The following is a 24,741-nucleotide window of genomic DNA, read 5'->3' as shown; positions in this document are numbered from 1 at the left end:
CGATCAGGGGCGGTCTGGTAGACCGAGTTGGATTCTTCGCGAGCAGGCTCGCTCCCACAGGGATTTGTGTAAATCCTGGGGAGCGGGCCTGTTCTGTTTTAGCCCTGGCTGAACTGCGAGGCCAGTTCACGCAGCAGCACTTCAGCCTCAAGCACTTTGCTAACGACGTCGTTGGCTTTGTCGCGGGTCAGGCCGACACGCTCAAGCAGGGCATCCGGAATGTCTTCATCCGGCCCGGAGCCGATGCCACGCCCACGCAGCAGGCGCACGGCCAGGCAGACGAGGTTCGGGTATTCGGCGTAGGCGCCGTCGTAGCTTGGGTCGTGCTGGAAGCGCAGGGCGGTGGCCAGCTCATCGGGCATGTCCCAGTAGCGCATCAGCCACGAGCCGATCTGTTCGCGGCTGATACCGAGCAAATGTTGCTCGATGTAGCTGTGGCACAGGTGCGGGTTGACCTCCAGGTGGCGGCAGATCAGCGAGAAGTGCGGCGGGAACACGTGGGCCAGCAGCAGATAGCCGAAGTTGTGCAGCAGACCCGCGAGGTAGGTCAGGCCGGCTTCCGGGCGCTGGGCGCGCGGCATGGCGCGGGTCAGGCCTTCGATGACGGCGGCAGTGTAGATCGACTGTTGCCAGTACGGTGTGGTGTGTTGCGGGTGGTCTTTCGGCAGGCTCAGGGTCTTGCCGAGGGCCAGGCCCAGCGCCAGGTTGATCACCAGATCGAAGCCCAGCACGCGGACGATCGCGTCTTCCACCGAACGAATTTTGCCCGGCGAAGCGTAGTACGGCGACGCTGCCCAGCTCACCACTTGTGCCGCCAGTGCCGGGTCGGTTTCGACCACGCCGGTAATGTCGTCGATGGTGGCGTTCGGATCAACGCGCAGCTTGATGATTTTTTGCGCGGTTTCGGCCAGCGGCGGAATTTCGATGGTCGCTTCCAGACGTTGCTGAATGCGCCGCGCGGTGAACGCCTGCACGGCCTGGGTGATTTCCTCGCGGTCATCGTCCGGGCGGTCGAGGTTCGGGCGGATACTGCTCAGGGCTTCGCCGAAGTTGGCAGCGCTGGCTTTGGTCAGCATCGATTTGAAGTCTTCGCTGCTGATTTCCAGCAGCAGGCCCGGCTCGCCGGAGTTGATCAGCAACTTCGGCTCGCGCAGCAGGCTTTCTTCGTAGAGGCACGGCGAACTGGTCAGCGCCGGCAGGCCCGGCAGCAGGCTCAGATTGTGTTTGCCCAGCATCTTTTCCAGGCGCTCGGTGGACACGGCTGTGAGGCGGCGGCCAGTGAGTTCGGCGAGGCGATTGAGATCCAGCAACTGGCTCTGTGGAAACAGCACCATCAACGCGCCCACGGCGTCGTCCAGCAACACGGCCTGCACTTTGCGCGAGGCATTGAGGCCGTGGTGGTCGAGCACTTCTTCGTAGGCAACGCCCAGCTTGTTGAGCAGCAGCCGAATAACAGACGGAGCTTGCGGAGATTCGGGGACGAGAGCAGCTTCGGTCATGGTCTGTATCCGTTTTTGAAACAATGGCAGGAGTATAACCAGCTCTGTAGGAACGATCCTGCACAAACTGCGACGGTGCTCACACTTGGCCGTATTGCTGCCCATGGCGCAGCCAACGGTCGAGCAATGGGCTGACGTGAGTCGGCCAGCGCTCCAGCAAAGCCTGGGCAGCATCGCGCACGGCGGGCAGCAGGTCGGCGTCGCGCATCAGGTCGGCGACCTTGAATTGCAGCAGGCCGGTCTGGCGGGTGCCGAGCATTTCCCCGGGGCCGCGCAATTCGAGGTCTTTTTCGGCGATGACGAAACCGTCGTTGGTCTCGCGCATGATGCCCAGGCGCTGGCGACCGATCTGCGACAGCGGCGGATGGTAGAGCAGTACGCAATGGCTGGCGGCGCTGCCCCGGCCGACGCGACCACGCAACTGGTGCAACTGTGCGAGACCGAGGCGCTCGGGGTTTTCGATGATCATCAGGCTGGCGTTGGGTACATCGACGCCGACTTCGATCACGGTGGTGGCGACCAGCAGTTGCAGGTTGCCGGCCTTGAACTCAGCCATCACTGCGGCTTTCTCGACCGGCTTCATGCGCCCGTGAATCAGCCCGACTTTCAATTCGCCGAGGGCGGCGGTGAGGTCTTCAAACGTGGTTTCGGCGGCTTGGCAGGTCAGCTCTTCGGATTCTTCAATCAGCGTGCACACCCAATAGGCCTGCCGCCCTTCGGCACAAGCACTACGCACCCGTTCGATGACTTCGACGCGGCGGGTGTCGGTGACCAGCACGGTGTTGACCGGGGTACGCCCGGGCGGCAGTTCGTCGAGGATCGAGGTGTCGAGGTCGGCGTAGGCACTCATCGCCAGCGTCCGTGGAATCGGCGTGGCGGTCATGATCAGTTGATGCGGACACATGCGCCCGCCGACGCCTTTCTGCCGCAACGCCAGACGCTGCTGCACGCCGAAGCGGTGCTGTTCGTCGATGATCACCAGCGCGAGATTCTTGAATTGCACTTCGTCCTGAAACAGCGCGTGGGTGCCGACCACCATCGGCGTGCCGCTGGAGATCTGCTCCAGCGCGGCAACGCGGTTTTTGCCTTTGAGCTTGCCGGCCAACCATGCGACCTCAATGCCCAGCGGCTCGAGCCAGCGCTTGAAGGTGATGAAGTGCTGTTCGGCGAGGATCTCGGTCGGCGCCATCAATGCAACCTGGTAACCGGCCTCCAGCGCTTGCAGGGCGGCGAGGGCCGCAACCACGGTTTTGCCCGCGCCGACGTCACCCTGAATCAGCCGTAGCATCGGTTCGTGCTGACTGAGGTCGTAGGCGATTTCGTTGCCGACGCGCTGTTGCGCGCCGGTCGGGTTGAAGCCGAGGTTTTTCAGGTATTTCGGTGGCAGCTTTGTGGCTTTCGGCATCGCCGGCGCGCGCAGTGAACGCATGCTTTCACGCAAACGCTGCTGCGACAGTTGATGGGTGAGCAACTCTTCGAACGCCAGACGATGCTGCGCCCAGTGATGACCGAGGGCGAGTTCGTCGACATCGGCATCAGCGGGCGGGTTGTGCAGGTAGCGGATCGCATCGGCCAGCGGCGCCAGTTGATAGTCGCGGGCCAGTTCGGTCGGCAGCCAGTCGGGCAACGTGCTCGGTTTGAGCAGCGTCAGGGTCTGCATGCACAGCTGGCGCAGGCGCTGTTGGGTCAGGCCTTCGGTGAGCGGATAGACCGGGGTCAGGGTTTCGTCCACTGGGGGCGGTTCGTCGCCGGTGATCGCGCGGTATTCCGGGTGGTAGATTTCCAGGCCTGAGGCGCCGGGCCGGGCTTCGCCGTAGCAGCGAACCCGCGTGCCACGCTTGAGGCCTTCTTTCTGCGCATTGCTGAAATGGTAGAAGCGCAGGCTCAGGCCGCCGGTGCCGTCCTGCAAGCGCACGACCAGACTGCGGCGGCGACCCATGACCACGTCGGCACCGCTGACGGTGCCTTCGACCACGGCGTCCTGCCCCGGCCGCAGCGCGCCGATCGGCACTACGCGGGTGCGGTCCTGATAGCGCAGCGGCAGGTGAAACAGCACGTCCTGCAGATTCTCCAGGCCGACCTTGGCCAGTTTCTCGGCCATGGACTCGCCGACACCCTTGAGTGCCGTCACCGACACTTGCGACAGCTCCGTCATGACGCTCGCTTAACCGGCCGTAACCGGCGCCGTTGGCTTGGCCACCGAGCACAGGCGAATGGAGTCGGCGAGAATCTCGATGGCTTTCGGCCGTGGGAAGCTGGCGCGCCAGGCAATCGCCACGGTGCGGAACGGCACTGGCGCGGTGAGCGGGCGCACTTCAATTACGCCCGGGGCGTAGTGATGGCTGTCCACTGCCGACAACGGCAGGATCGAAATACCCAGGCCGGACGCGACCATGTGGCGAATGGTTTCCAGCGAGCTGGACTCGACCGTGGTGTGCTTGGCGCCGTCGTTGCCCTTGGTCAGGGTCGGGCAGGCCTCGAGCACTTGATCGCGGAAACAGTGGCCCTCACCGAGCAGCAGCAGGCTCTTGTCGTTGAGCAGGCCGGCGTCGATGGACTCTTTCTTGGTCCACGGGTGCTGGGCCGGCATCAGGACGTAGAACGGCTCGTCGTACAGCGGCAGGGTCAGCACGTCGGCTTCGTTGAACGGCAGGGCAATGATGATCGCGTCGAGCTCGCCGTTGCGCAGTTTGTCGCGCAGCACGTGGGTGAAGTTTTCTTCGATGTACAACGGCATCTGCGGGGCGACCCGGTGCAGTTGTGGAATCAGATGCGGGAACAGGTACGGGCCGACGGTGTAGATGGCGCCGACTTTCAGCGGCGCGGTCAGCTGGTTCTTGCCGGCCTGGGCCAGTTCGCGAATGCCTTGGGCCTGTTCCAGGACTTTTTGCGCCTGGGCGACGATGCCTTCGCCGACCGGGGTCAGGCGCACGGCGCTTTTGCTGCGCTCGAAAATCAGCACACCGAGTTCGTCTTCAAGTTTTTTCACGCCCACCGACAGCGTCGGCTGACTGACGTGGCAACGCTCGGCGGCATGGCCGAAATGCTGCTCTTGGGCGAGGGTGACGATGTAGCGTAATTCTGTGAGGGTCATAGCAAGCGTCCATGAAGATGCGCGCCAAGCATACCGGCTGCAATCGATAGACGCACGTTATCAGACTGCGGGCTGAGTGCGACACCGGTCGAGGTCGGTTTGCCGCTGGCAGATACGCAAAAGGCACCTTTCGGTGCCTCTCCCTGTTTACGCTGAACCCTGTGGGAGCGAGCCTGCTCGCGAAAGCGGTGGTTCAGGCAACAAATGTGCTGACTGACACGACCTCTTCGCGAGCAGGCTCGCTCCCACAGGTTGCGGTATATCTAACGGCGGCGTTCGAGCGAATAAACAAACGGTGCAACAATTTCGATCGAGCCGTTGTTGAGCATGTCGGCCGGCGGCTTTGGCAGCGGTTGCGCGCGGCGGATCATGTCCAGGGTGGCCCGGTCCAGATCAGCGTTGCCGGAGCGGCCGACCAGTTCGAACGACAGCACATTACCTTCGCCATCAACCACGAAGCGCAGACGATTCAAGCCTTCCTTGCCCCGTGCCTGAGCGCTCTGCGGATACTTCTTGTACTTCTGCAAATGCGCGAGCAGGGTGCCTTGCCAACTGGCCTTGGCCGCCAACTGAGCCGGCGAAGGACCCGGTGCAGGCTGGGCGGATTTCTCCGTTGGCGCCTGAGTCGGTTGAGTATCGGCCGGTTTCTCCTCTGAAGGTTTTTCCTTCGGCGGATCAGGCAGCTTCTTCTCGACCGGCTTCGGCGGTTTTGGCTTGGGCTTCGGCTTGGGTTTCGGTACCGCGATTTCCGCTTTTGGTGCTTCAGCCAGTTTCGGAATCGGCAGCTCTTCCACCGGAGCCGGTGGCTGCGGCGGTGTGACGACTTTCGGCGGAGCCGGCGGTGGCGGGGCAGGCAATGGAGCCAGCTCGACCATCATTGCCTGCGGCGGCAATTCGATGGGCGGGCGGGCGGTCCAGTTCAGCGCCAGCGCGATGGCCAGCGCATGCACGCCCAGCACCACGGCCAGGCTACCGCTGTAACGCGTCAGCTTATGGCGCGTCGTGATCATTTCTTGGCTGCCGTCTCAAGACCGACCAGACCGACCTTCAGGTAACCGGCGGCGCGCAGGCTGTCCATCACGCTCATCAGGTCGCCGTAATCCACGCCTTTGTCAGCCTGGAAGAAGATGGTGGTGTCTTTCTTGCCCTGGGTCTTGGCGTCGAGGGTGGCGCCGAGGGTTTCGGCTTTCACTTCGTCGTCACCGAGGAACAGGCGCTGGTCAGCTTTGACACTGAGGAACACCGGTTTCTCTGGCCGCGGCGCCGGTTTGGCGGTCGAGGCGGGCAGGTCGACTTTGATGTCCACAGTGGCCAACGGCGCGGCCACCATGAAGATGATCAACAGCACCAGCATCACGTCGATGAACGGCGTGACGTTGATTTCGTGGTTCTCGGCCAGATCGTCGTCTGCGCCTTCTTTCAAATGCAGGCCCATGGCCGATTACCCCACTTTAACCATGTGCGGCTGCGAGCTGCGCTCAGGCTGGTGGTCGAGATCGCGGCTGACCAGCAGCAGGACTTCTGCCGAGGCATCGGAGACCTGAGCCTTGTAACCGGCGATGGAACGGGCGAAGACGTTGTAGATCACCACCGCAGGAATCGCCGCAACCAGACCCAGTGCAGTGGCCAGCAGTGCTTCAGCGATACCCGGCGCGACAACGGCGAGGTTGGTGGTCTGAGTTTTGGCGATGCCGATGAACGAGTTCATGATGCCCCACACGGTACCGAACAGACCTACGAACGGTGCAGTCGAACCGATGGTGGCGAGCACGCCGGTGCCGCTGCTCATGTTGCGGCCGCAGGCAGCAACGAGGCGCTCGAGGCGGAAGCTGACGCGTTCCTTGATGCCTTCTTTCTCGCGGCTGTTGACTGACAGGCGCATCTCTTCGAGCGCGTCATGCACCAGCAGGTTGGCAAGAGTGCCTTCCTTGCCGGCAGTGGCGCTGGCTTCCTTGAGCGTGGTGGCTTTCTTCAGTGCGGCGATTTCGCCCCGCAGACGACGCTTGGCGCCCATCAGCTCGAAGCCTTTGGCGATCCAGATGGTCCAGGTGATGATCGAAGCGATGGCCAGACCGATCATCACGATTTTCACGATGATGTCGGCGTTCTGGTACATGCCCCATGGCGACAGGTCGTGGGCCATGCCCAAGGTGTTGTCGGCTTCGAGGGCTTCAGGTGCGTCGGCCGCATCGACAGCCTGCACTGGATCGGTGGCGGCCGGTGCAGCCGGTGCGGCAGCGGGTGCGCTCTGCTCGGTGGCGGCTGGGGTGGCTGGCGCTTGAGCGTCGGCGAAGGCCGCGGTCGGTGCCAGCATCAGGCTGAGCAACAGAGCCGCGACGGCGCTCCAGGCGCGAGGTCGAGTGGTTGGCGAAGCGGGAGTTTGATTACGTGTCATGCTGGCCGGACCTGAGATAGAAAAACGTTGTTGCTCTTCCAGGCCTCGTGAGGCCGAGAACAAAAGTGGCGTGCATTATTGCAAGTAATTCTTGTTAACAAAAGTAATAGAGTATCTTTTTTTCCTGCATTGCTAGCCGTTCGTCCTGTGCCAGAGCTAGTCTGTGCCTTTCCGATGGGAGTTTTCTGATGTCCGCGCCTTCTGTTTTGATTGCCGGTTGTGGTGATGTCGGCAGCCGTCTGGCCATGCAACTGCTGGCGGCTGGCTGGCAGGTTCATGGCTTGCGCCGGGACGTTTCCAAATTGCCGGAGGGCGTCATCGGCGTCGCCGGCGACTTGTTCAACGAAGAGTGCCCGGCGACCTGGCCGGTGGGTGCCGTGGATTATCTGGTGTATTGCGCGGCTGCCACCGACCACGATGAAGAGGGCTATCGCCAGGCCTACGTGCAGGGTTTGCAGAATGTGCTGAGCTGGCTGGGTGACTATGGGCAAGTGCCCGGGCGGCTGATCTTCGTGTCCAGCAGCAGCGTGTACGGCCAGCAGGACGGGGCGTGGGTGGATGAAACCTCCGAGACTGTCGCGGCCGGATATTCGGGTCGCTTGATGCTCGAAGCCGAGCAGGTCGCGCTCAAGAGCGGCATCCCGGCAAGCGTGCTGCGCCTGACCGGGATCTACGGCCCGGGTCGCGAGTGGCTGCTGACCCAGGTGCGTCGCGGCTATCGCGTGGCAGTCGAGCCGCCGCTGTATGGCAATCGGATTCATGCCGATGATGCGGCCGGGTTGCTGGCATTTCTGCTGGAAAAAGACCGCGAGGGCGTCAAGCTGGACCAGCTCTATATCGGCGTGGATGACGCGCCAGCGCCGTTGGCCGAAGTGGTGGGCTGGTTGCGCGAATATCTGGGTGTGACTGAATGGGCGGAAGACGCCAGTGTGCGCCGCACCGGCAGCAAGCGTTGCAGCAATGCGCGGGCGAAAGCGTTGGGGTGGGTGCCGAAGTATTCGAGTTACCGCGAAGGCTATGCAGCGATCCTTGAAGGTCGCTAAAAGCAAAAGATCGCAGCCTTCGGCAGCTCCTACAGGAAAATGCATTCCAGAGTAGGAGCTGCCGAAGGCTGCGATCTTTTCAGCGGGTTACTGTTTTTCCAGCAACCACTTGCGCTCACCCGCGGTAAACTGCGGTTGCTCATCCGCCAGCGCAGCGTTCACTGCCTGCAGAATCTCCAGCTCCTTGCCCTTGCGCACAAAGATCCAGTTGTTGCCCTGGCCATTGAGTTGCAGCCAAATGCTGTCGTTGCCATTGCTCATCGATGCGCAATCGCCCGCCAAGCACAAGGCATAACGATCAACGCCCGGCAGGCCGGTCACTTGGCCGTCGGCCTGGAACTGCACCGTGCCGCCTTCACCCTGACCGCTGGCGATGGTCCAGTTGCCGCCCAGATACGCCGAATACAACGCACGTTCGAAGCTGGCACCGATTGGCGCGCCTTCCGGCACCGGGATCTGTGCGCGATCGAAAACTTGTTCGGGTTCGTTGTCGCTGGCAGCTTGCTGCAGGCGTCCACCGTCGCGTTTCAGTTCGCTGGCGGAGCTGCCATAGAAGTCGACTTTCCAGGCGCCGGACTCTTCGCCCAGCAGCCGTCCTTCGACATTCTCAAAACCGTTGGTGTAGCGGGCCTGACCGGCCTTGGTGTTGACGTCCCATTCCAGATTCGGGCCGTAAGCCTGCAGCGCTTCACGCAGGGGGCCGCCCTTGGCGGCGGCATCGATCGCCACCTGATTGATCCAGGTGCCGCTGATGTCACGGTCGGCAGGGTCGCTGGCGCAGCCGCCGAGAAACAGGGCGAGCAGCGAGAGAGCTAGCGCTTTGCGCATGGTGGAATCCTTTCAAAACCTTTTCTTGCAGCAGTCGGCGCGGCGTGGAGGCCGCGCCGTGCGCATCACTCGATGACCAGAATGGCATCCATTTCAACCTGCGCACCCTTCGGCAGGGCCGCCACGCCAATGGCGGCGCGGGCAGGGTATGGCTGGTCGAAGTACTTGCCCATGATCTCGTTGACCTTGGCGAAGTGGCTCAGGTCGGTGAGGAAAATGTTCAGTTTGACGATGTCCTTGAACGAACCGCCGACGGCTTCGGCCACGGCTTTGAGGTTCTCGAAGACCTGGACGGTCTGGGCTTCGAAGCCTTCGACCAGTTCCATGGTTTTCGGGTCCAGCGGGATCTGGCCCGACATGTAAACGGTGTTGCCTGCCTTGATCGCCTGGGAGTAAGTGCCGATGGCGGCCGGGGCCTTGTCGCTGGTGATGACGGTTTTGGTCATGTAGGACTCCTTGTAATAGGCAGGTTATGCACGCATGCGGGTGATGCGGATCACCCCGGTCAAGGCGCGCAGTTTCTTGATCACGCGGGCCAGGTGCACACGGTCGTGAACGCTGACCACCAACTGCACGACGCTGATGCGACCATCGCGTTCGTCCATGCTGATTTTCTCGATGTTGCCGTCGGCGGCGTTGACGCTGCTTGCCAGCAGAGCGATGAGGCCGCGCTGGTGTTCCAGTTCGACGCGCAACTCGACGTTGAATTCGCCGGTGACATCCTTGGCCCACGAGAGCTGGATGCACTTTTCCGGGTTGTGCCGGATTTCGCTGATGTTGCGGCAGTTGTCCAGGTGCACGACCATGCCTTTGCCCGCCGACAGGTGGCCGACGATAGGGTCGCCCGGGATCGGCGTGCAGCACTTGGCGTAGCTGAGCACCAGGCCTTCGGTACCGCGAATCGCCAGCGGGCCTTCCGGACTCGGCAGCTGCTCGCCTTCGCCAAGCAGGCGACGTGCGACCACGTAGGCCATGCGATTGCCCAGACCGATGTCTTCGAGCAGGTCTTCGATCAGTTCGAGGCGGTACTCGGTGAGCATCGCCTTGACCCGCTCGGCCGGGATCTTTTCCAGCGAGCTGTCGAAACCGTTGAGGACCTTGTTCAGCAGGCGTTCGCCAAGGCTGATCGACTCGGAGCGTCGCTGTAGCTTCAGCGCGTGACGAATATGTGTGCGTGCCTTGCCGGTAACGACGAAGTTGAGCCACGCCGGGTTCGGCCGGGCGCCGGGAGCGCTGACGATCTCGACCGTGGAGCCGCTTTGCAGCGGTTCGGACAGCGGCGCGAGACGACGATTGATCCGGCAGGCAATGCAGCTGTTGCCGACGTCGGTGTGTACCGCGTAGGCAAAGTCGACCGCCGTGGAGCCTTTCGGCAGCTCCATGATCCGGCCTTTTGGCGTGAACACGTAGACCTCGTCCGGAAACAGGTCGATCTTCACGCTCTCGATGAATTCCAGCGAGTTGCCCGCGCGCTGCTGCATTTCCAGCACGCCTTTGACCCATTGGCGAGCGCGTGCGTGCGTGCCTTTCGGCTGCTCGTCGCCGCTGGATTTGTACAGCCAATGAGCGGCAATGCCGTTGTTGGCCATCTCTTCCATTTCGCGGGTGCGGATCTGGATCTCGATCGGTACGCCGTGCATGCCGAACAGCGTGGTGTGCAGCGACTGATAGCCGTTGGCCTTGGGAATCGCGATGTAATCCTTGAAGCGCCCCGGCAACGGTTTGTACAAATTATGCACAGCACCCAGTACGCGGTAGCAGGTATCGACCTTGTCGACGATGATCCGGAACGCGTAGACGTCCATGATCTCGTTGAAGGCCCGACGCTTGCCGCGCATTTTCTTGTAGATGCCGTAGAGGTGTTTCTGCCGACCGCTGACTTCGCCCTGGATGCCGTCGATGGCGAGGCAATGGCCAAGGGATTCTTCGATCTTGTTGACGATTTCCTTGCGGTTGCCCCGGGCGCGCTTTACCGCCTGGTAGATCCGCGCGGAACGCATCGGGTGCATGGCCTTGAAACCGAGGTCTTCGAATTCGATGCGGATCGCGTGCATGCCCAGGCGGTTGGCAATGGGCGCGTAGATTTCGAGGGTTTCCTTGGCGATGCGTCGGCGTTTTTCACCCGACAGCACTTCCAGCGTGCGCATGTTGTGCAGGCGGTCGGCGAGTTTGACCAGGATCACGCGAATGTCGCGCGCCATGGCCATGGCCATCTTCTGGAAGTTTTCGGCTTGGGCTTCGGCCTTGGTCTCGAAATTCATCTGGGTCAGTTTGCTGACCCCGTCGACCAGTTCGGCCACGGTTTCACCGAACTGCGCCTGCAGCGCTTCTTTGGCGATACCGGTGTCTTCGATCACGTCATGCAGCATCGCGGCCATCAGGCTCTGATGGTCCATGTGCATGTCGGCAAGAATATTCGCCACCGCAAGAGGATGCGTGACGTACGCCTCGCCGCTGCGACGGCGTTGACCGTCATGGGCTTGTTCGGCGTAGAAATACGCTCGGCGGACCAGGTTGACCTGGTCATTGCCGAGGTAGGTCGATAAGCGGTCGGCGAGGGCGTCTATGCTCGGCATGATGAATCCTGCCGAAAGCTGTGACCCCGCGCCGTGCTACGTCGACCAGGCATAGGCTTAGACGGCCTCGTTCGACTCGTCCTCGAACGCTGCGAACAGCGGTTCATCCTGGACGATTTCCTGCTCGGCGATGTACTCGTAGCTCATCACGCCTTCAGCAATTTCACGCAGCGCGACAACAGTCGGCTTGTCGTTTTCCCACTGAACCAGTGGCTCTTTGCCGCCGGTGGCCAGTTGACGGGCACGCTTGGTAGAGAGCATGACCAGCTCAAAGCGGTTTTCCACGTGTTCTAGGCAGTCTTCAACGGTTACGCGGGCCATGGTATTCCTCGGAGCGAATGCAATATGCGCGCTGCCCGGTTGGGCGAGCGGACTGAACAGTTTAAAAAATCACCAGCGATTAGGGAAGCGCTGATTTTTTGACCAGACCCTTCAACGCGCTGCAAGCACCAATGTAAAGCGCTTGCGGGCGTTTTGGGAAGTACTGATTCAACCGAGCAATTCAGCGAGCAGTTTGCCGAAACGCACTTGCTGACGTTTCTGTTGCAACTGATTGGCCCGGAAAATTGCCTTGAGATCGTCCAGCGCGTGGGCGAAATCGTCGTTGATGATCAAGTAATCGTAATCGACGTAATGGCTCATCTCGCTGACCGCTTCGCGCATGCGGCCGTCGATGATTTCGTCGCTGTCCTGGCCGCGGTTGGTCAGGCGCTGGTGCAAGGCTTGCAGCGACGGCGGCAGGATGAAGATCGAGCGCGCCTGCGGCATCAGCTTGCGCACTTGCTCGGCGCCTTGCCAGTCGATCTCCAGAATCAGGTCGTGACCTTCGTCCAGTGTCTGCTGCAGGCGGCTTTGCGAGGTGCCGTAGAAGTTGCCGAAGACTTCGGCGCGTTCAAGGAAGTCGCCGTGCTCGCCCATCTTCACGAACTCTTCGCGGGTCACGAAGTGGTAGTTCACGCCGTCCACTTCACCCGGGCGCATGGCGCGGGTCGTGTGCGAGACCGAAACGCGGATCTCCGGATTGGCGTCGGTCAACGCCTTGACCAGACTGCTCTTGCCCGCGCCCGATGGCGCGGAAATGATGTACAGGGTGCCGGTGTGTTGGGTCATGTCAGGGTAGCCTTACTCAATATTCTGCACTTGTTCGCGCATCTGCTCGATCAACACCTTGAGGTTGACGGCGGCCTGGGTGCTGCGCGGGTCGAAGGCTTTGGAGCCCAGTGTGTTGGCTTCGCGGTTGAGCTCCTGCATCAGGAAGTCCAGACGCCGCCCGGCGGCACCACCGGATTTGAGTACCCGGCGAACTTCGATGATGTGAGTGCTCAGGCGATCCAGTTCTTCGGCGACATCGCTTTTTTGCGCGAGGATGACCATTTCCTGTTCAAGGCGCTGCGGGTCGAGTTCAGCCTTCATGTCGGCAAAGCGGTCGAGGACTTTCTGACGCTGGGTAGCGAGCATCTGCGGTACCAGTTCACGCAGGGTCACGACGTCTTCTTCGATGGAAGTCAGGCGGTCGTTGATCAAGCGAGCCAGCTCTGCGCCTTCGCGCTCGCGGCCAGCTTTCAAGTCCTTCAAACCCTGATTGAACAGGGACAGGGCTTCGGCGTTCAGCGCTTGTGGGTCGGTCGCATCGGCCACCAGCACGCCGGGCCAGGCCAGCACTTCCAGTGGATTCAGTGCAGCGGGATTCTTGATCAGCCCGGCTACGGTTTCCGCAGCGGCAACCAGTTGCGCGGCGCGTTCGCGATCGACTTGCAGCGGCTTGCCGGTGCTTTCCTCGGTGAAGCGCAGCGTGCACTCCAGTTTGCCCCGCGACAGGCCCTGGCGCAGCGCTTCACGCACGGCGCCTTCGAGGTCGCGAAACGATTCGGGCAAACGCAGGTGCGGTTCCAGATAGCGGCTGTTGACCGAGCGCAGTTCCCAGCTCAGGGTGCCCTGGGCGCCGGCTTTTTCGACGCGGGCGAAGGCGGTCATGCTGTGCACCATGGCGGTGACCTCGCAATGCAGATCGGCGCGAAACGCTGTTTCGCAGGCGCGATTTCAATGAATTTAAGCCGACTGGCAGCAAAGGCGCAGGATTGTAGCGCAGTGCGGCGAATGCGCCCAAACACACGGTGTGACAAAGCGCTGCAGCCCGTCGGTTATGCGCGCTTGAGGGGCTTCGGTCGTCGGCCGGCGGTTTTAACCAGTGCCCACTCGCGGTGCAGCGCTCTATAATGCTCAGCAGTTTTCCGTCCTCAGTACAGGTATCCCTATGAAACGTCCAAGTGGTCGCGCTGCCGATCAGCTCCGCTCGATCCGCATCACCCGCAACTACACCAAACACGCCGAGGGATCCGTACTGGTCGAATTCGGTGATACCAAAGTCATCTGCACCGTCAGCGTTGAAAACGGCGTGCCGCGTTTCCTCAAAGGTCAGGGCCAGGGCTGGCTGACTGCCGAATACGGCATGCTGCCACGCGCCACCGGCGAGCGTAACCAGCGTGAAGCCAGCCGTGGCAAGCAGGGCGGTCGTACGCTGGAAATCCAGCGTCTGATCGGCCGTTCCCTGCGCGCAGCGCTGGACATGTCCAAGCTCGGCGACGTGACCCTGTACGTCGATTGCGACGTGATCCAGGCCGATGGCGGCACTCGCACCGCCTCCATCACTGGCGCCATGGTTGCGCTGGTCGATGCCTTGAAAGTGATCAAGAAGCGCGGCGGCCTGAAAGGCGGTGACCCGCTCAAGCAGATGATCGGCGCGGTCTCTGTGGGAATGTACCAGGGCGAGCCGGTGCTGGATCTGGACTATCTTGAAGATTCCGCTGCTGAAACCGACCTCAACGTAGTGATGACCAGCACCGGCGGTTTCATCGAAGTGCAGGGCACCGCTGAAGGCGCGCCGTTCCAGCCTGACGAGCTCAATTCCATGCTGGAACTGGCCAAGCAGGGCATGAACGAGATCTTCGAATTGCAGAAGGCCGCACTGGCCGACTGAGGTTCTTGACTACAAGGAGAACATGATGAGTGACGAGCAAGCGTTGCTGCCCAAACCGAGCCAGGAGGTTCGCCAATGGGCGATGTTCTGTCACTTGTCCGCCTTGCTGGGGATCTGGATTCCGTTCGGCAATCTGATCGGGCCGCTGATCCTTTGGCAGATGAAACGCGAGAAGGACCCCTTCATCGATGCGCAGGGCAAAGAGGCGCTGAATTTTCAGATCACTGTCGCCATTGCCTCGATGATCTGCTTCCTGCTCATGCTACTGATCATCGGTTTCTTCCTGTTTGGCTTGCTGGCGATCGCGGCATTGGTTCTGACGATCATTGCAGGTGTCAAAGCCAACGAAGGTTTCCCATACAGATATCCGTTCACCTGGCGATTGATCAAGTAACGGTCAGCTGAATTGCAGTATAAAAAACACCCCGTTACCGGGGTGTTTTTATTTGTGCAACTAAAAAGTTTGGTTTTATTGTAGGACTAATCTTTTGTCGATGTGCGGTTTGGCATTTGTTTACGGATATTTTTTTATTTAAATCTTTGGTCACAACTGATCGGTGAAGTGCGTGTTGCCGCCCTTGTTATTGGCGTGAGCAGGTTGTTAAAGTTGCCCGATGTAATGTTTTGATTGAAACATTTCGATATGTTCAAGCCATTGATGGCACTTGAATTCCCCAGTAATCAGTGTTGATAAAATCAGCCGGTTCACCCGTCGGGCCAAGGTAAGCGCTCGCCTCGTGAATACTTAGCCAAGAATAATCCACATGATTGAGCTCGATTTCTACGGCACGCTCGTGGCCGCTTCTTTAGTACTACTGCTCGGACGCGGACTGGTTACGCGTATTGGCTTTCTGCGAAGTTACAATATTCCCGAACCGGTAGCGGGTGGCTTGGTGGTCGCCGTGCTCCTGTTGGTATTGCGCACTTTTGATATTGAAGTCCGCTTCGATACATCACTGCAGACACCGCTGATGTTGGCTTTCTTTGCCACGATCGGCTTGAGCGCGGACCTTGCCAGTCTGAAGAAGGGCGGTCGCATTGTCGGTATCTTCCTGTTGGCGGTCATTGGCTTGTTGGTGGTGCAGAACGCCATGGGCATCGGACTGGCCACTTTGCTCGGGCTCGACCCTTTGATGGGCTTGCTGACAGGCTCGATCACGCTCGCCGGCGGCCACGGCACTGGCGCTGCATGGGGCGCGGTGTTCAGCGAGAAATATGGCCTGGCCTCGGCTTCGGAACTGGCGTTGGCCTCGGCGACATTCGGTCTGGTGCTGGGTGGTCTGATCGGTGGGCCCGTTGCGCGGTTGCTGATCAAGCGTGTGCAAGTGCCCGGCAGCCCCCAGCAAGCGCCGCGACTGCCACGAGGTTTCGAGCAGCCGAACAAGGAGCGCTCGATCACGCCCTTTTCTTTCGTCGAAACACTGGCGCTGATTGCCGTCAGCCTGCTCGCAGGTAATCTTTTGAATGGCCTGCTGCATGGCACTGCTTTCGAGCTGCCGACCTTTGTTTGCGTGTTGTTTGTGGGCGTGATGTTACGTAATGGACTTTCAGCGCTTGGGTTGTATCAAGTATTCGAGCGTGAAGTTTCTGTGCTCGGCAATGTCAGCCTCTCGCTGTTTCTGGCGATCGCGTTGATGTCGCTCAAGCTATGGGATCTGGCGGCGCTGGCATTGCCGATCTTCATCATTCTGGCCGTGCAGGCGCTGGTCATGGCGCTGTTTGCGATTTTTGTAACGTTCCGGGTAATGGGCAGTAACTACGATGCCGCGGTGCTCGCTTCGGGACATTGCGGCTTTGGGCTGGGTGCTACGCCTACGGCCATCGCCAACATGCAAGCGGTGACGCAGCGCTATGGCCCTTCGCAAATCGCGTTTCTGGTGGTGCCGATGGTAGGAGCGTTCTTCATCGATATCGTTAACGTCATCGTGATCAAGTTGTATCTGACCTTGCCATTCTTCGCGGCGGTCTAGGACGCACGGCGCATAAAAAATGCCCGCATCTCTCGATGCGGGCATTTTCTTTGGCTGCGATAAAACGCTTAGATGGTCAGCGTCCAGTCGTAGTCGACGATCAACGGCGCGTGCTGCGAGAACCGTGGCTGACGCGGCAGGCGTGCGCTGCGCACCGAGCGACGCAGGCCCGGGGTCAGGATCTGATAGTCGAAACGCCAGCCCAGATTGAGCATCTCGGCCTGTTCGTTATCCGGCCACCAGCTGTACTGGTCGCCTTCGCGGCTGACTTCACGCAGCGCATCGACATAGCCCATATTGCCGACAATCTCGTCCATCCAGGCGCGTTCCGGCGCCAGGAAGCCTGGAGATTGCTGGCTGTCGCGCCAGTTCTTGATGTCGAGTTTCTGCTGCGCAACGTACAGCGAGCCACAATAAATGTACTCGCGACGTTTGCGTCGCTGTTTGTCCAGGTACTTGCCGAAATCGTCCATGAGCTTGAACTTCTGGTTCAAGTCCTCATCGCCGTTCATCCCCGAAGGAAACAGCAAGGTGGCAATACTGACTTTGTCGAAATCTGCTTGCAGGTAGCGCCCGTAGCGGTCGGCCGTCTCGAAACCGAGACCGCTGATGACAGCCTTCGGTTGCAACCGCGAATACAAAGCCACGCCGCCTTGGGCAGGGACTTCAGCATCGCAGGCATAAAGGAAGTAGCCATCCAGTTGGAAGGCTGGGTCATCCAGTTCAAAGGCGGAGGCACGGGTGTCCTGCAGGCAGATGACGTCGGCATTCTGGGCTTGCAGCCAACTGAGCAAACCGCGCTCGACTGCCGCCTGAATACCATTGACGTTCACACTGATGATCCGCATAAATGGCCCCAAAAATCGCGTGCGTGTATGATACACGGCGTCAAGCTAATTAGCTAAATCCGTGGTATTTGGGGTTTTTTTCATGCAAGCGTATCAGCGCGATTTCATTCGTTTTGCCATCGATCGCGGCGTTTTGCGCTTCGGTGAGTTCACCCTGAAGTCCGGGCGCACCAGTCCCTACTTCTTCAACGCCGGCCTGTTCAATTCGGGTTCGGCCCTGGCGCAACTGGGACGTTTCTACGCTGCGGCCATCGCCGAAAGCGGCATCCCTTTCGACGTTCTGTTTGGCCCTGCCTACAAAGGTATTCCGCTGGCGGCCACGACCGCCGTTGCGCTGGCCGAACATCACGACCGTGACCTGCCATGGTGCTTCAACCGCAAGGAAGCCAAGGCCCACGGCGAAGGCGGAAGCCTGGTCGGTGCCCCGCTGACTGGCCAGGTCTTGATCATTGACGACGTCATCACCGCCGGCACCGCCATTCGCGAAGTGATGCAGATCATCGCTTCCCAGGACGGCGCCAAGGCCGCCGGCGTATTGATCGCACTGAACCGTCAGGAGCGTGGCAACGGCGAGTTGTCGGCAATCCAGGAAGTCGAGCGCGACTTCGGCATCCCGGTGATCAGCATTGTTTCGCTGAATCAGGTGCTGGAATTCCTCGCCGACGATCCGCAGCTCAAGCAACACCTCCCAGCCGTGGAAGCGTACCGCGCGCAATTTGGCGTTTGACCAATGTGGGAGCGAGCCTGCTCGCGAATGACCGCCACACTGAACGATGTGAGGCGAATACCGCTTTCGCGAGCAGGCTCGCTCCCACAAAAAGAAGACCCAGTTCAGGCTGCTGAATTGGGTCATTTTGTTAGCGATTAATGCAGATTTCGCCATTTGAGGAGCAGCCTCAGCGCCAGTCCGACATTGACCAGCGCAAACACCAGCAGCGCAACCACCACCATCACATACAGCGTGCGATCCACATCGAAATCCCAAAGGTCCAGCGTGCTGCTGCGCATGATCCCGACTGCTGCGGGCAAGTTAACGTAAAACAGCGCCACAAAAGCACACGTCAGTGGCAGTGCTCGCCAGTAGAAAGCAGCCATCACCTTGTCTCGACTGCGCTTGCGGCCCTGCAAACCCTTTTGATATTCATCCTCAGCCAACGCTTCGTTGAGTGCGGGCCACGCCAGGTTGAACATGAACGTGGTCAAGGTCAGCAGCAAGCCACTGACCGCGACGATGTCACTGAACGACATTCAGGCCCAGCGTTGCGCAGAGCAATGCGTGGGAATCCTCGCTGATCTCGAACTGTCCGGCGCTGCCCTTGCGTTTGGTGATGGGTTTGAAGGTCGGCTCGTTTTGGGTGATGAGCATGTTCAGTTCGTCGCGAATCACGTCGGAGCTGATCACCACCAGATACACATTTTGCGCGTGTTCGGCGGACTCGATCACCGCGCGCATACTGTGCTGCAGGATGTCGTCGAGTTGGTTGCGAAAACGCGAAACGGTGTTCTTCAGCAGGGTTTTGCTTTGGCTCTGGGTCAGTTGAAAGATCGTCGATATCTGCGATTCGGTCGGCAGGGTTTGCCCGAAGTAACTCTGAATCAGATACAGCAGGCGATCCTGCTTGGCCTCGTCTGCCCGGCTAGGCATGCCGCCCTCGACCAGCATTTTCAGGTATTCGGTCAGGCTGGCCTTGGCGATGCGCTCCAGCGCATGGGCGATTTCGGCGTCGCCGATGCGCAAGGTCTTTTTCACCGGTTCCTTCTGTTCCTGCTCGAAAGCGTCGGCGTCGATCGTGAACGAGATCTGCATGGCTCAGGCGCTCCGGGATTATTTTTTGCTGGCAGCCGGCTTTTCGGATTTTTCCGGGTACGGATCTTGTGGGGCGTCACCTTGGCCGGTAAGGGTTTTCCAACCGTTCAGGACATGCGCCGTTTTCCTGAACTGCGGGCAGGGCGGCATAGAGGTTTTGGCTTGATTGGAATAACGATGGCCGCAGTCCACGCATTCGTAGGTGCCTGCTGAAACATCGCTGCCGTAGGGAACGTAATCTTTCTGCATGAGTGAATCTCCGTTGGATGAGGGGAAGATCCTAGGGAGATTTATTCTGAAGGGATGTCGGACGTTTCGCTGTGTGGAGTCAGGCGTTTCCTGCGCGCATAAAAAAGATCGCAGCCTTCGTCAGTTCCTACAAAAGCGGATTCTCGCATGTGCGAAATCCCTGTAGGAGCTGCCGAAGGCTGCGATCTTTTGCTTTCAGCGATCAGCCATCAAGGACGCTTGCGATTACTGATCAGCGTGCCCACACCGGTATCGGTGAAGATTTCCAGCAGAATCGCATTCGGCACACGACCGTCGATGATCAACGAACTGCCAACCCCGCCCTGAACCGCTTCCAGTGCGCAGCGGATCTTCGGCAGCATGCCGCCGTAGATCGTGCCGTCGGCAATCAGATCGTCGACCTGCTGGGTGCTCAGGCCGGTCAACACGGTGCCCGACTTGTCCATCAGGCCAGCGATGTTGGTCAGCAGCATCAGCTTTTCAGCTTTCAGTGCTTCGGCAACCTTGCCCGCCACCAGGTCGGCGTTGATGTTGTACGACTCGCCATTCTCACCCACGCCAATCGGCGCGATGACCGGGATGAAATTGCCTTTGACCAGCAGATTCAGCAACTCGGTATTGATGCCGACGACTTCGCCGACGTGGCCGATGTCGATGATTTCCGGCTGGGTCATTTCCGGGGTCTGGCGGGAGACAGTGAGCTTCTTCGCCCGGATCAGCCCGGCATCTTTACCGGTCAGGCCGATGGCACTGCCACCATGGCGGTTGATCAGGTTGACGATGCTCTTGTTGACCTGACCGCCAAGGACCATTTCCACCACGTCCATGGTCGCCGCGTCGGTGACTCGCATGCCGTCGACGAAATGGCTTTCGATCGACAGGCGCTTGAGCAGATCACCGATCTGCGGGCCGCCACCGTGCACGACCACCGGGTTGATGCCCACGGCTTTCATCAGCACGATGTCGCGGGCGAAGCCGGTTTTCAGCTCCTCGCTTTCCATCGCGTTGCCGCCGTATTTGATCACCAGGGTCTTGCCGACATAGCGTCGGATGTAAGGCAGCGCTTCGGACAGGACCTTGGCAGTGTTGGCGGCGGCTTCGCGTTCGAGGGTCATTCAGGGCTCCGGGTGGATCAGAACGGTAGTTGGAGATCAGGTGCAACGCGTTTCAGTTGGACGTGGAACACATCCTTGATGCGCTGCAATTCAGCCTCGTCATCGGCCTCGAAGCGCAGCACCAGCACCGGTGTGGTGTTGGATGCGCGCACCAGGCCCCAGCCTTTGGCGTAATCAACCCGCACGCCGTCGATGGTGGTCAGGTCGGCGCCTTCGCCCCACTGAGCATCGTGCAGTGCATCAATGATGCTGAATTTGCTCTCTTCGGTCACATGGATATTGATTTCCGGCGTGGAAATATCGTTCGGGAAGGTCGCAAACAGCTCTTCGGCTGTGGATTTTTCCTTGCTGAGGATCTCCAGCAGACGTGCGGCGCTATAGATGCCGTCGTCGAAACCGAACCAGCGTTCCTTGAAGAAGATGTGCCCGCTCATTTCGCCGGCCAACAGCGCGCCGGATTGTTTCATTTTCTTTTTGATCAACGAGTGACCGGTCTTCCACATTAGCGGCCGACCGCCGTATTCCTTGATCAGCGGCACCAGGCGACGGGTGCATTTGACGTCGAAGATGATTTCCGCGTCCGGGTTACGCGCCACTACGTCGCGGGCGAACAGCATCAGCAGACGATCCGGGTAGACGATGCTGCCGGTGTTGGTCACCACGCCGACGCGGTCGCCGTCACCGTCGAAGGCCAGGCCGATATCGGCGTTGGTTTCCTTGACCTTGGCGATCAGGTCGACAAGGTTCTCCGGTTTGCCCGGATCCGGGTGATGGTTCGGGAAGTTGCCGTCGACTTCACAGAACAGCGGGATGACTTCGCAGTTCAGCGCTTCGATCAGTTGCGGGGCGATCACGCCGGCCGCGCCGTTGCCGCAGTCGACCACGACTTTCAGGCGCCGGGCCAGTTTGATGTCCTTGACGATTTCGGTGTTGTAGCGGTCAAGGATTTCGACTTGGGTGACGCTGCCCTGGCCGGTGCTCAGGTCGTTGTTCTTGATGCGTTCGTGCAGCACCTGAATTTGCTCGTTGGCGAGGGTGTCGCCAGCGATGACGATCTTGAAGCCGTTGTAGTTCGACGGGTTATGGCTGCCGGTGAGCATCACCCCGGACTTGCCGGCCAGCACGTTGGCGGCGTAGTACAGCGCCGGCGTCGGCACCAGGCCGACATCGCTGACGTGGCAACCGCTCTCGGCGATGCCGCGAATGAGTTCCGCGACCAGCTCCGGGCCGGACAGGCGACCGTCGCGACCGACCGACACATTCGGTTCACCCTCGGCCAGACTCTGCGAGCCGATGGCGCGACCGATCCAGTAGGCTGTTTCGCCGTTGAGGTATTCCGGCACGGTGCCACGAATGTCGTAGGCGCGGAAAATGCTGTCAGGCAGTTTCGGGGCGATCTTGGCGGGGGTATTCATCTGCGGAAATGCTCCATCTCGAAAAGGGCGGGACAGACCGGCGAAATCTTCGACGGCAGGCTCAAACTGAAGGGTATGACGGCGTTTTCCACAGAGAGTTCGTGCTATGAAAGGGCCATGACGCCTCGCCTGGCCGGGCTTGCGGCCGGCAAAACCTTGATTTTCCGCGCTTAACCGTTCAGAGGAATCTGCACAAATTTCCCCTGTAGGAGCTGCCGAAGGCTGCGATCTTTTGATTTTGCTTTTTAAAGATCAAGATCAAAGGATCGCAGCCTTCGGCAGCTCCTACAGGAGGTGACTCCGGTTATTTGGTGCCGGTGTGGCCAAAGCCTCCGGTACCGCGCTCGGTCTCGACGAACTCTTCCACCATCTCGAAATGCGCCTGTACCACCGGTACCAGCACCAGTTGCGCCAGACGTTCGCCGACGGTCATGGTGAAGTCACTCTGGCCGCGGTTCCAGCAGGAGACCATCAGCGGTCCCTGATAATCGGAGTCGATCAGGCCGACCAGATTGCCCAGCACGATGCCATGTTTATGGCCCATGCCCGAGCGCGGCAGGATCAGCGCGGCGAGATTCGGGTCGCCGATGTATACCGACAGGCCGGTGGGAATCAGTACGGTTTCACCCGGTTTGATCACGATGTCCTGTTCCAGCATGGCGCGCAGGTCGAGGCCGGCGGAGCCCGGTGTGGCGTATTGCGGCAGCGGGAATTCGGTACCGATGCGTGGGTCGAGGATCTTGGCTTGCAAAGCGTGCATGTAAATTAAACCTGGTTCAGACGTTCGGCGATAAAGGTGACCAGTTGGCGAGCAATCTTGCTCTTGCTGGTCTGGGCGAAAACCGTGGCGTGCAGCTCACGGTCGATGACGCTGCAGGCGTTTTCTTCGCTGTTGAAACCGATGCTCGGGTTGGCGACGTCGTTGGCGACGATCAGATCGAGATTCTTGTCCTTCAGCTTGCGTGCAGCGTAGTCGAGCAGGTGTTCGGTCTCGGCGGCGAAGCCGACACTGAACGGACGATCGGGGCGGGTCGCGATGGTGGCGAGAATGTCCGGATTGCGCACCATTTGCAGGACGAAGCCGTCGCCGCTCGTAGGATCTTTCTTGAGTTTATGCGGGGCGACGACTTCAGGGCGGTAGTCCGCTACCGCTGCCGACGAAATGAACACATCGCAAGGCATGGCAGATTCACAGGCGGCGAGCATGTCGCGGGCGCTGACCACGTCAATCCGCGTCACGCGATCAGGCGTCGGCAGGTGCACCGGGCCGCTGATCAAAGTCACGCGGGCGCCGGCTTCGACTGCTGCTTCGGCGAGGGCGAAACCCATTTTGCCGGAGCTATGGTTGGTGATGTAGCGTACCGGGTCGATGTTTTCCTGAGTCGGGCCGGCGGTGATGACCACATGCTTGCCGGTCAAGGCCAGACGCTGGAAGCAATCGGCGGCGAGCAGCGCCAGATCGGTGGCTTCCATCATGCGGCCCATGCCGACGTCGCCGCAGGCCTGGCTGCCCGAGGCTGGGCCGAAAGTCTTCAAACCACGGCTTTCCAGCAGTTGCAGGTTGGCCTGGGTCGCCGGATCGCGCCACATCGCCTGATTCATCGCTGGCGCGACAGCAACCACGGCGTCGGTGGCCAGCACCAGTGTGGTCAGCAGGTCATTGGCAATGCCCTGGGCCAGACGAGCAATCAGGTCGGCGGTGGCCGGGGCGATCAGTACCAGATCGGCCCATTTCGCCAGTTCGATATGGCCCATGGCGGCTTCGGCGGCAGGGTCGAGCAAGTCGAGGTGAACCGGGTGCCCCGACAGGGCCTGCATGGTCAGCGGGGTAATGAACTCGGCGCCGCCATGGGTCATGACCACGCGCACTTCGGCACCCTGGTCGATCAGGCGGCGAACCAGATCGGCGCTCTTGTAGGCCGCAATGCCGCCGCCGACGCCCAGAACGATGCGTTTCCGATACAGCCGCTGCATAGGTCTGCCTTTCATTTCGTTGATGACGGCGGCGCGATGCCCCTCCCCAGGGTTGAATCGACCGCCAAAAAGATGGGCTACGATATCACAGCGACCGCTACGGAACAGCGGCGCCCACAGACAAGGAGGTGCTATGAGTATTCGCGATTGGCCGGCGGCGGAACGGCCGCGGGAAAGGCTGTTGGAGCATGGGGCAGGGAGTCTTTCAGACGCTGAGCTGTTGGCGATTTTTCTGCGCACCGGGTTGCCTGGAAAAAGCGCAGTCGACCTCGCCAGACATCTACTGACGCAATTTGGTGGCCTGCGTTTGCTGCTCGAGGCCGATCAGGGCGCATTCAGCAAACAACTGGGCCTCGGCCCGGCCAAGTTCGCCCAACTGCAAGCCGCGCAGGAAATGAGCAAGCGCCATCTGGCCGAGCGCTCACGACAGAAACCGGCACTGGAAAACCCTCAGGTCGTACGCGACTACCTCAAGGCAATGCTGCGGCATGAGCCGCACGAGGTGTTCGGCTGCCTGTTTCTCGATTCAAAGCACCAGGTGCTGAATTTCGAGGCGCTGTTTCGCGGCTCTATCGACAACACCAGCGTGCACCCTCGGGAAGTGGTGAAGCGCGCGCTGGCCAATAACGCGGCGGCAGTGATCCTGTGTCACAACCATCCGTCCGGGAATACCGATCCGAGTCAGGCAGATCGGCTGCTGACCAAGCGCCTGCAGAAAGCGCTGGAGCTGATTGACGTGCGAGTGCTCGATCACTTTATCGTCGGTGACGGCGAACCGCTGTCGATGGCGGAGTGTGGCTGGATGTAGTTCTCGGCGCCAATTCTGGACCTTGTGGGAGCGAGCCTGCTCGCGAAGGCGTTGTATCAGTCAGCATCATTGTTTGCTGAAAGACCGCTTCGCGAGCAGGCTCGCTCCCACAGACTGTTTCCATCCACAGGTTTTATGTCAGG

General features: G+C 60.3%; 25 protein-coding genes and 1 pseudogene. 6 read left to right on the top strand and 20 right to left on the bottom strand.

Annotated features, from left to right (window positions below; translation table 11 throughout):
* Positions 1-98 precede the first annotated feature (98 nt).
* From AB4N53_RS19130 to exbB, 6 genes are all read right to left on the bottom strand, one after another.
* Entirely contained in the window at positions 99-1,499 is a 1,401-nt protein-coding gene (locus tag AB4N53_RS19130; RefSeq protein WP_460122331.1) for an aminoacyl-tRNA deacylase and HDOD domain-containing protein, read from the bottom strand.
* A gap of 79 nt (positions 1,500-1,578) precedes the next feature.
* On the bottom strand, positions 1,579-3,654 hold the full coding sequence (gene recG / locus AB4N53_RS19125; protein WP_460122329.1) for an ATP-dependent DNA helicase RecG: 2,076 nt from the start codon (positions 3,652-3,654) through the stop codon (positions 1,579-1,581).
* 9 nt (positions 3,655-3,663) lie between these two features.
* Positions 3,664-4,593 carry a hydrogen peroxide-inducible genes activator gene (locus AB4N53_RS19120; RefSeq protein ID WP_016772533.1) on the bottom strand — a complete coding sequence of 310 codons (930 nt, stop codon included), beginning with the start codon at positions 4,591-4,593 and terminating at the stop codon, positions 3,664-3,666.
* A 263-nt stretch (positions 4,594-4,856) separates the two neighbouring features.
* Positions 4,857-5,603 carry a TonB family protein gene (locus tag AB4N53_RS19115; protein ID WP_129997943.1) on the bottom strand — a complete coding sequence of 249 codons (747 nt, stop codon included), beginning with the start codon at positions 5,601-5,603 and terminating at the stop codon, positions 4,857-4,859.
* Entirely contained in the window at positions 5,600-6,028 is a 429-nt protein-coding gene (gene exbD, locus AB4N53_RS19110; RefSeq protein ID WP_016772535.1) for a TonB system transport protein ExbD, read from the bottom strand. Before exbD ends, AB4N53_RS19115 begins: the two co-directional genes overlap by 4 nt.
* 6 nt (positions 6,029-6,034) lie before the next feature.
* A complete protein-coding gene (gene exbB, locus AB4N53_RS19105; protein ID WP_041476629.1) occupies positions 6,035-6,988 on the bottom strand; it encodes a tonB-system energizer ExbB in 954 nt (317 codons plus the stop codon).
* 188 nt (positions 6,989-7,176) lie between these two features.
* On the opposite strand from exbB, the gene AB4N53_RS19100 reads away from it, so the two are divergent.
* Complete coding sequence (locus tag AB4N53_RS19100) at positions 7,177-8,031, top strand: SDR family oxidoreductase (protein WP_460122326.1); 855 nt, start codon at positions 7,177-7,179, stop codon at positions 8,029-8,031.
* 87 nt (positions 8,032-8,118) lie between these two features.
* Here the strand turns inward: AB4N53_RS19100 and AB4N53_RS19095 are convergent, their stop codons facing one another.
* The 6 genes from AB4N53_RS19095 to AB4N53_RS19070 form a co-directional block, all read right to left on the bottom strand.
* Positions 8,119-8,859 carry a hypothetical protein gene (locus AB4N53_RS19095; protein WP_460122324.1) on the bottom strand — a complete coding sequence of 247 codons (741 nt, stop codon included), beginning with the start codon at positions 8,857-8,859 and terminating at the stop codon, positions 8,119-8,121.
* Positions 8,860-8,924: 65 nt separating this feature from the next.
* A complete protein-coding gene (locus AB4N53_RS19090) occupies positions 8,925-9,305 on the bottom strand; it encodes a RidA family protein (RefSeq protein WP_460122322.1) in 381 nt (126 codons plus the stop codon).
* 24 nt (positions 9,306-9,329) lie between these two features.
* Complete coding sequence (gene spoT, locus AB4N53_RS19085; RefSeq protein WP_007920338.1) at positions 9,330-11,435, bottom strand: bifunctional GTP diphosphokinase/guanosine-3',5'-bis pyrophosphate 3'-pyrophosphohydrolase; 2,106 nt, start codon at positions 11,433-11,435, stop codon at positions 9,330-9,332.
* Positions 11,436-11,492: 57 nt separating this feature from the next.
* Positions 11,493-11,756 (bottom strand): DNA-directed RNA polymerase subunit omega, encoded by a 264-nt coding sequence (gene rpoZ / locus AB4N53_RS19080; protein ID WP_039757363.1) that lies wholly within the window; start codon positions 11,754-11,756, stop codon positions 11,493-11,495.
* 168 nt (positions 11,757-11,924) lie between these two features.
* On the bottom strand, positions 11,925-12,545 hold the full coding sequence (gene gmk, locus AB4N53_RS19075) for a guanylate kinase (protein WP_460122320.1): 621 nt from the start codon (positions 12,543-12,545) through the stop codon (positions 11,925-11,927).
* A 12-nt stretch (positions 12,546-12,557) separates the two neighbouring features.
* Positions 12,558-13,421: a YicC/YloC family endoribonuclease gene (locus AB4N53_RS19070; RefSeq protein ID WP_460122318.1), complete on the bottom strand. Its 864-nt coding sequence runs from the start codon at positions 13,419-13,421 to the stop codon at positions 12,558-12,560.
* A 268-nt stretch (positions 13,422-13,689) separates the two neighbouring features.
* Here AB4N53_RS19070 and rph point away from each other — a divergent pair, with 268 nt between their 5' ends.
* The 3 genes from rph (at position 13,690) to gltS (ending at position 16,382) form a co-directional block, all read left to right on the top strand.
* The gene (gene rph / locus AB4N53_RS19065) at positions 13,690-14,412 is read left to right on the top strand and encodes a ribonuclease PH (RefSeq protein WP_460122316.1); all 723 of its coding nucleotides are present in this window, start codon (positions 13,690-13,692) and stop codon (positions 14,410-14,412) included.
* A 25-nt stretch (positions 14,413-14,437) separates the two neighbouring features.
* Positions 14,438-14,806: a DUF4870 domain-containing protein gene (locus AB4N53_RS19060; RefSeq protein WP_186531021.1), complete on the top strand. Its 369-nt coding sequence runs from the start codon at positions 14,438-14,440 to the stop codon at positions 14,804-14,806.
* Between the two features lie 370 nt (positions 14,807-15,176).
* Complete coding sequence (gltS, locus tag AB4N53_RS19055) at positions 15,177-16,382, top strand: sodium/glutamate symporter (protein ID WP_460122314.1); 1,206 nt, start codon at positions 15,177-15,179, stop codon at positions 16,380-16,382.
* Positions 16,383-16,450: 68 nt separating this feature from the next.
* On the opposite strand, the gene AB4N53_RS19050 is transcribed toward gltS, so the two are convergent.
* Positions 16,451-17,230, bottom strand: a complete 780-nt coding sequence (locus AB4N53_RS19050) for an exodeoxyribonuclease III (protein WP_016772543.1) — start codon at positions 17,228-17,230, stop codon at positions 16,451-16,453.
* An 82-nt stretch (positions 17,231-17,312) separates the two neighbouring features.
* On the opposite strand from AB4N53_RS19050, the gene pyrE reads away from it, so the two are divergent.
* Entirely contained in the window at positions 17,313-17,957 is a 645-nt protein-coding gene (gene pyrE, locus AB4N53_RS19045) for an orotate phosphoribosyltransferase (RefSeq protein ID WP_460122312.1), read from the top strand.
* Between the two features lie 137 nt (positions 17,958-18,094).
* Here the strand turns inward: pyrE and AB4N53_RS19040 are convergent, their stop codons facing one another.
* From AB4N53_RS19040 to coaBC, 7 genes and pseudogenes are all read right to left on the bottom strand, one after another.
* Positions 18,095-18,478, bottom strand: a complete 384-nt coding sequence (locus AB4N53_RS19040; protein ID WP_460122310.1) for a hypothetical protein — start codon at positions 18,476-18,478, stop codon at positions 18,095-18,097.
* A complete protein-coding gene (locus AB4N53_RS19035) occupies positions 18,465-19,037 on the bottom strand; it encodes a hypothetical protein (protein ID WP_460122308.1) in 573 nt (190 codons plus the stop codon). The genes AB4N53_RS19040 and AB4N53_RS19035 overlap by 14 nt, the downstream gene beginning before the upstream one ends.
* Before the next feature lie 18 nt (positions 19,038-19,055).
* The gene (locus tag AB4N53_RS19030) at positions 19,056-19,286 is read right to left on the bottom strand and encodes a hypothetical protein (protein ID WP_016772547.1); all 231 of its coding nucleotides are present in this window, start codon (positions 19,284-19,286) and stop codon (positions 19,056-19,058) included.
* Between the two features lie 209 nt (positions 19,287-19,495).
* The gene (argB, locus tag AB4N53_RS19025) at positions 19,496-20,401 is read right to left on the bottom strand and encodes an acetylglutamate kinase (protein WP_016772548.1); all 906 of its coding nucleotides are present in this window, start codon (positions 20,399-20,401) and stop codon (positions 19,496-19,498) included.
* A gap of 17 nt (positions 20,402-20,418) precedes the next feature.
* A pseudogene (locus tag AB4N53_RS19020) lies at positions 20,419-21,795 on the bottom strand (phosphomannomutase/phosphoglucomutase); the annotation flags it as partial.
* A 325-nt stretch (positions 21,796-22,120) separates the two neighbouring features.
* Positions 22,121-22,576, bottom strand: a complete 456-nt coding sequence (dut, locus tag AB4N53_RS19015; RefSeq protein ID WP_016772550.1) for a dUTP diphosphatase — start codon at positions 22,574-22,576, stop codon at positions 22,121-22,123.
* 5 nt (positions 22,577-22,581) lie between these two features.
* Positions 22,582-23,790 (bottom strand): bifunctional phosphopantothenoylcysteine decarboxylase/phosphopantothenate--cysteine ligase CoaBC, encoded by a 1,209-nt coding sequence (gene coaBC / locus AB4N53_RS19010; RefSeq protein ID WP_039757372.1) that lies wholly within the window; start codon positions 23,788-23,790, stop codon positions 22,582-22,584.
* 133 nt (positions 23,791-23,923) lie between these two features.
* Here coaBC and radC point away from each other — a divergent pair, with 133 nt between their 5' ends.
* Positions 23,924-24,598, top strand: coding sequence for a RadC family protein (gene radC, locus AB4N53_RS19005; protein ID WP_460122305.1), 675 nt, complete (start codon positions 23,924-23,926; stop codon positions 24,596-24,598).
* Positions 24,599-24,741 lie beyond the last annotated feature (143 nt).

This window comes from Pseudomonas sp. H3_E04, assembly GCF_054668915.1.
This window is presented reverse-complemented; position numbering and strand designations above follow the sequence as displayed.

Coding starts and splice junctions, on each gene's coding strand:
- AB4N53_RS19130 (WP_460122331.1), bottom strand. CDS start 1,499: ATGACCGAAGCTGCTCTCGTCCCCGAATCTCCGCAAGCTCCGTCTGTT.
- recG (WP_460122329.1), bottom strand. CDS start 3,654: ATGACGGAGCTGTCGCAAGTGTCGGTGACGGCACTCAAGGGTGTCGGC.
- AB4N53_RS19120 (WP_016772533.1), bottom strand. CDS start 4,593: ATGACCCTCACAGAATTACGCTACATCGTCACCCTCGCCCAAGAGCAG.
- AB4N53_RS19115 (WP_129997943.1), bottom strand. CDS start 5,603: ATGATCACGACGCGCCATAAGCTGACGCGTTACAGCGGTAGCCTGGCC.
- exbD (WP_016772535.1), bottom strand. CDS start 6,028: ATGGGCCTGCATTTGAAAGAAGGCGCAGACGACGATCTGGCCGAGAAC.
- exbB (WP_041476629.1), bottom strand. CDS start 6,988: ATGACACGTAATCAAACTCCCGCTTCGCCAACCACTCGACCTCGCGCC.
- AB4N53_RS19100 (WP_460122326.1), top strand. CDS start 7,177: ATGTCCGCGCCTTCTGTTTTGATTGCCGGTTGTGGTGATGTCGGCAGC.
- AB4N53_RS19095 (WP_460122324.1), bottom strand. CDS start 8,859: ATGCGCAAAGCGCTAGCTCTCTCGCTGCTCGCCCTGTTTCTCGGCGGC.
- AB4N53_RS19090 (WP_460122322.1), bottom strand. CDS start 9,305: ATGACCAAAACCGTCATCACCAGCGACAAGGCCCCGGCCGCCATCGGC.
- spoT (WP_007920338.1), bottom strand. CDS start 11,435: ATGCCGAGCATAGACGCCCTCGCCGACCGCTTATCGACCTACCTCGGC.
- rpoZ (WP_039757363.1), bottom strand. CDS start 11,756: ATGGCCCGCGTAACCGTTGAAGACTGCCTAGAACACGTGGAAAACCGC.
- gmk (WP_460122320.1), bottom strand. CDS start 12,545: ATGACCCAACACACCGGCACCCTGTACATCATTTCCGCGCCATCGGGC.
- AB4N53_RS19070 (WP_460122318.1), bottom strand. CDS start 13,421: ATGGTGCACAGCATGACCGCCTTCGCCCGCGTCGAAAAAGCCGGCGCC.
- rph (WP_460122316.1), top strand. CDS start 13,690: ATGAAACGTCCAAGTGGTCGCGCTGCCGATCAGCTCCGCTCGATCCGC.
- AB4N53_RS19060 (WP_186531021.1), top strand. CDS start 14,438: ATGAGTGACGAGCAAGCGTTGCTGCCCAAACCGAGCCAGGAGGTTCGC.
- gltS (WP_460122314.1), top strand. CDS start 15,177: ATGATTGAGCTCGATTTCTACGGCACGCTCGTGGCCGCTTCTTTAGTA.
- AB4N53_RS19050 (WP_016772543.1), bottom strand. CDS start 17,230: ATGCGGATCATCAGTGTGAACGTCAATGGTATTCAGGCGGCAGTCGAG.
- pyrE (WP_460122312.1), top strand. CDS start 17,313: ATGCAAGCGTATCAGCGCGATTTCATTCGTTTTGCCATCGATCGCGGC.
- AB4N53_RS19040 (WP_460122310.1), bottom strand. CDS start 18,478: ATGTCGTTCAGTGACATCGTCGCGGTCAGTGGCTTGCTGCTGACCTTG.
- AB4N53_RS19035 (WP_460122308.1), bottom strand. CDS start 19,037: ATGCAGATCTCGTTCACGATCGACGCCGACGCTTTCGAGCAGGAACAG.
- AB4N53_RS19030 (WP_016772547.1), bottom strand. CDS start 19,286: ATGCAGAAAGATTACGTTCCCTACGGCAGCGATGTTTCAGCAGGCACC.
- argB (WP_016772548.1), bottom strand. CDS start 20,401: ATGACCCTCGAACGCGAAGCCGCCGCCAACACTGCCAAGGTCCTGTCC.
- dut (WP_016772550.1), bottom strand. CDS start 22,576: ATGCACGCTTTGCAAGCCAAGATCCTCGACCCACGCATCGGTACCGAA.
- coaBC (WP_039757372.1), bottom strand. CDS start 23,790: ATGCAGCGGCTGTATCGGAAACGCATCGTTCTGGGCGTCGGCGGCGGC.
- radC (WP_460122305.1), top strand. CDS start 23,924: ATGAGTATTCGCGATTGGCCGGCGGCGGAACGGCCGCGGGAAAGGCTG.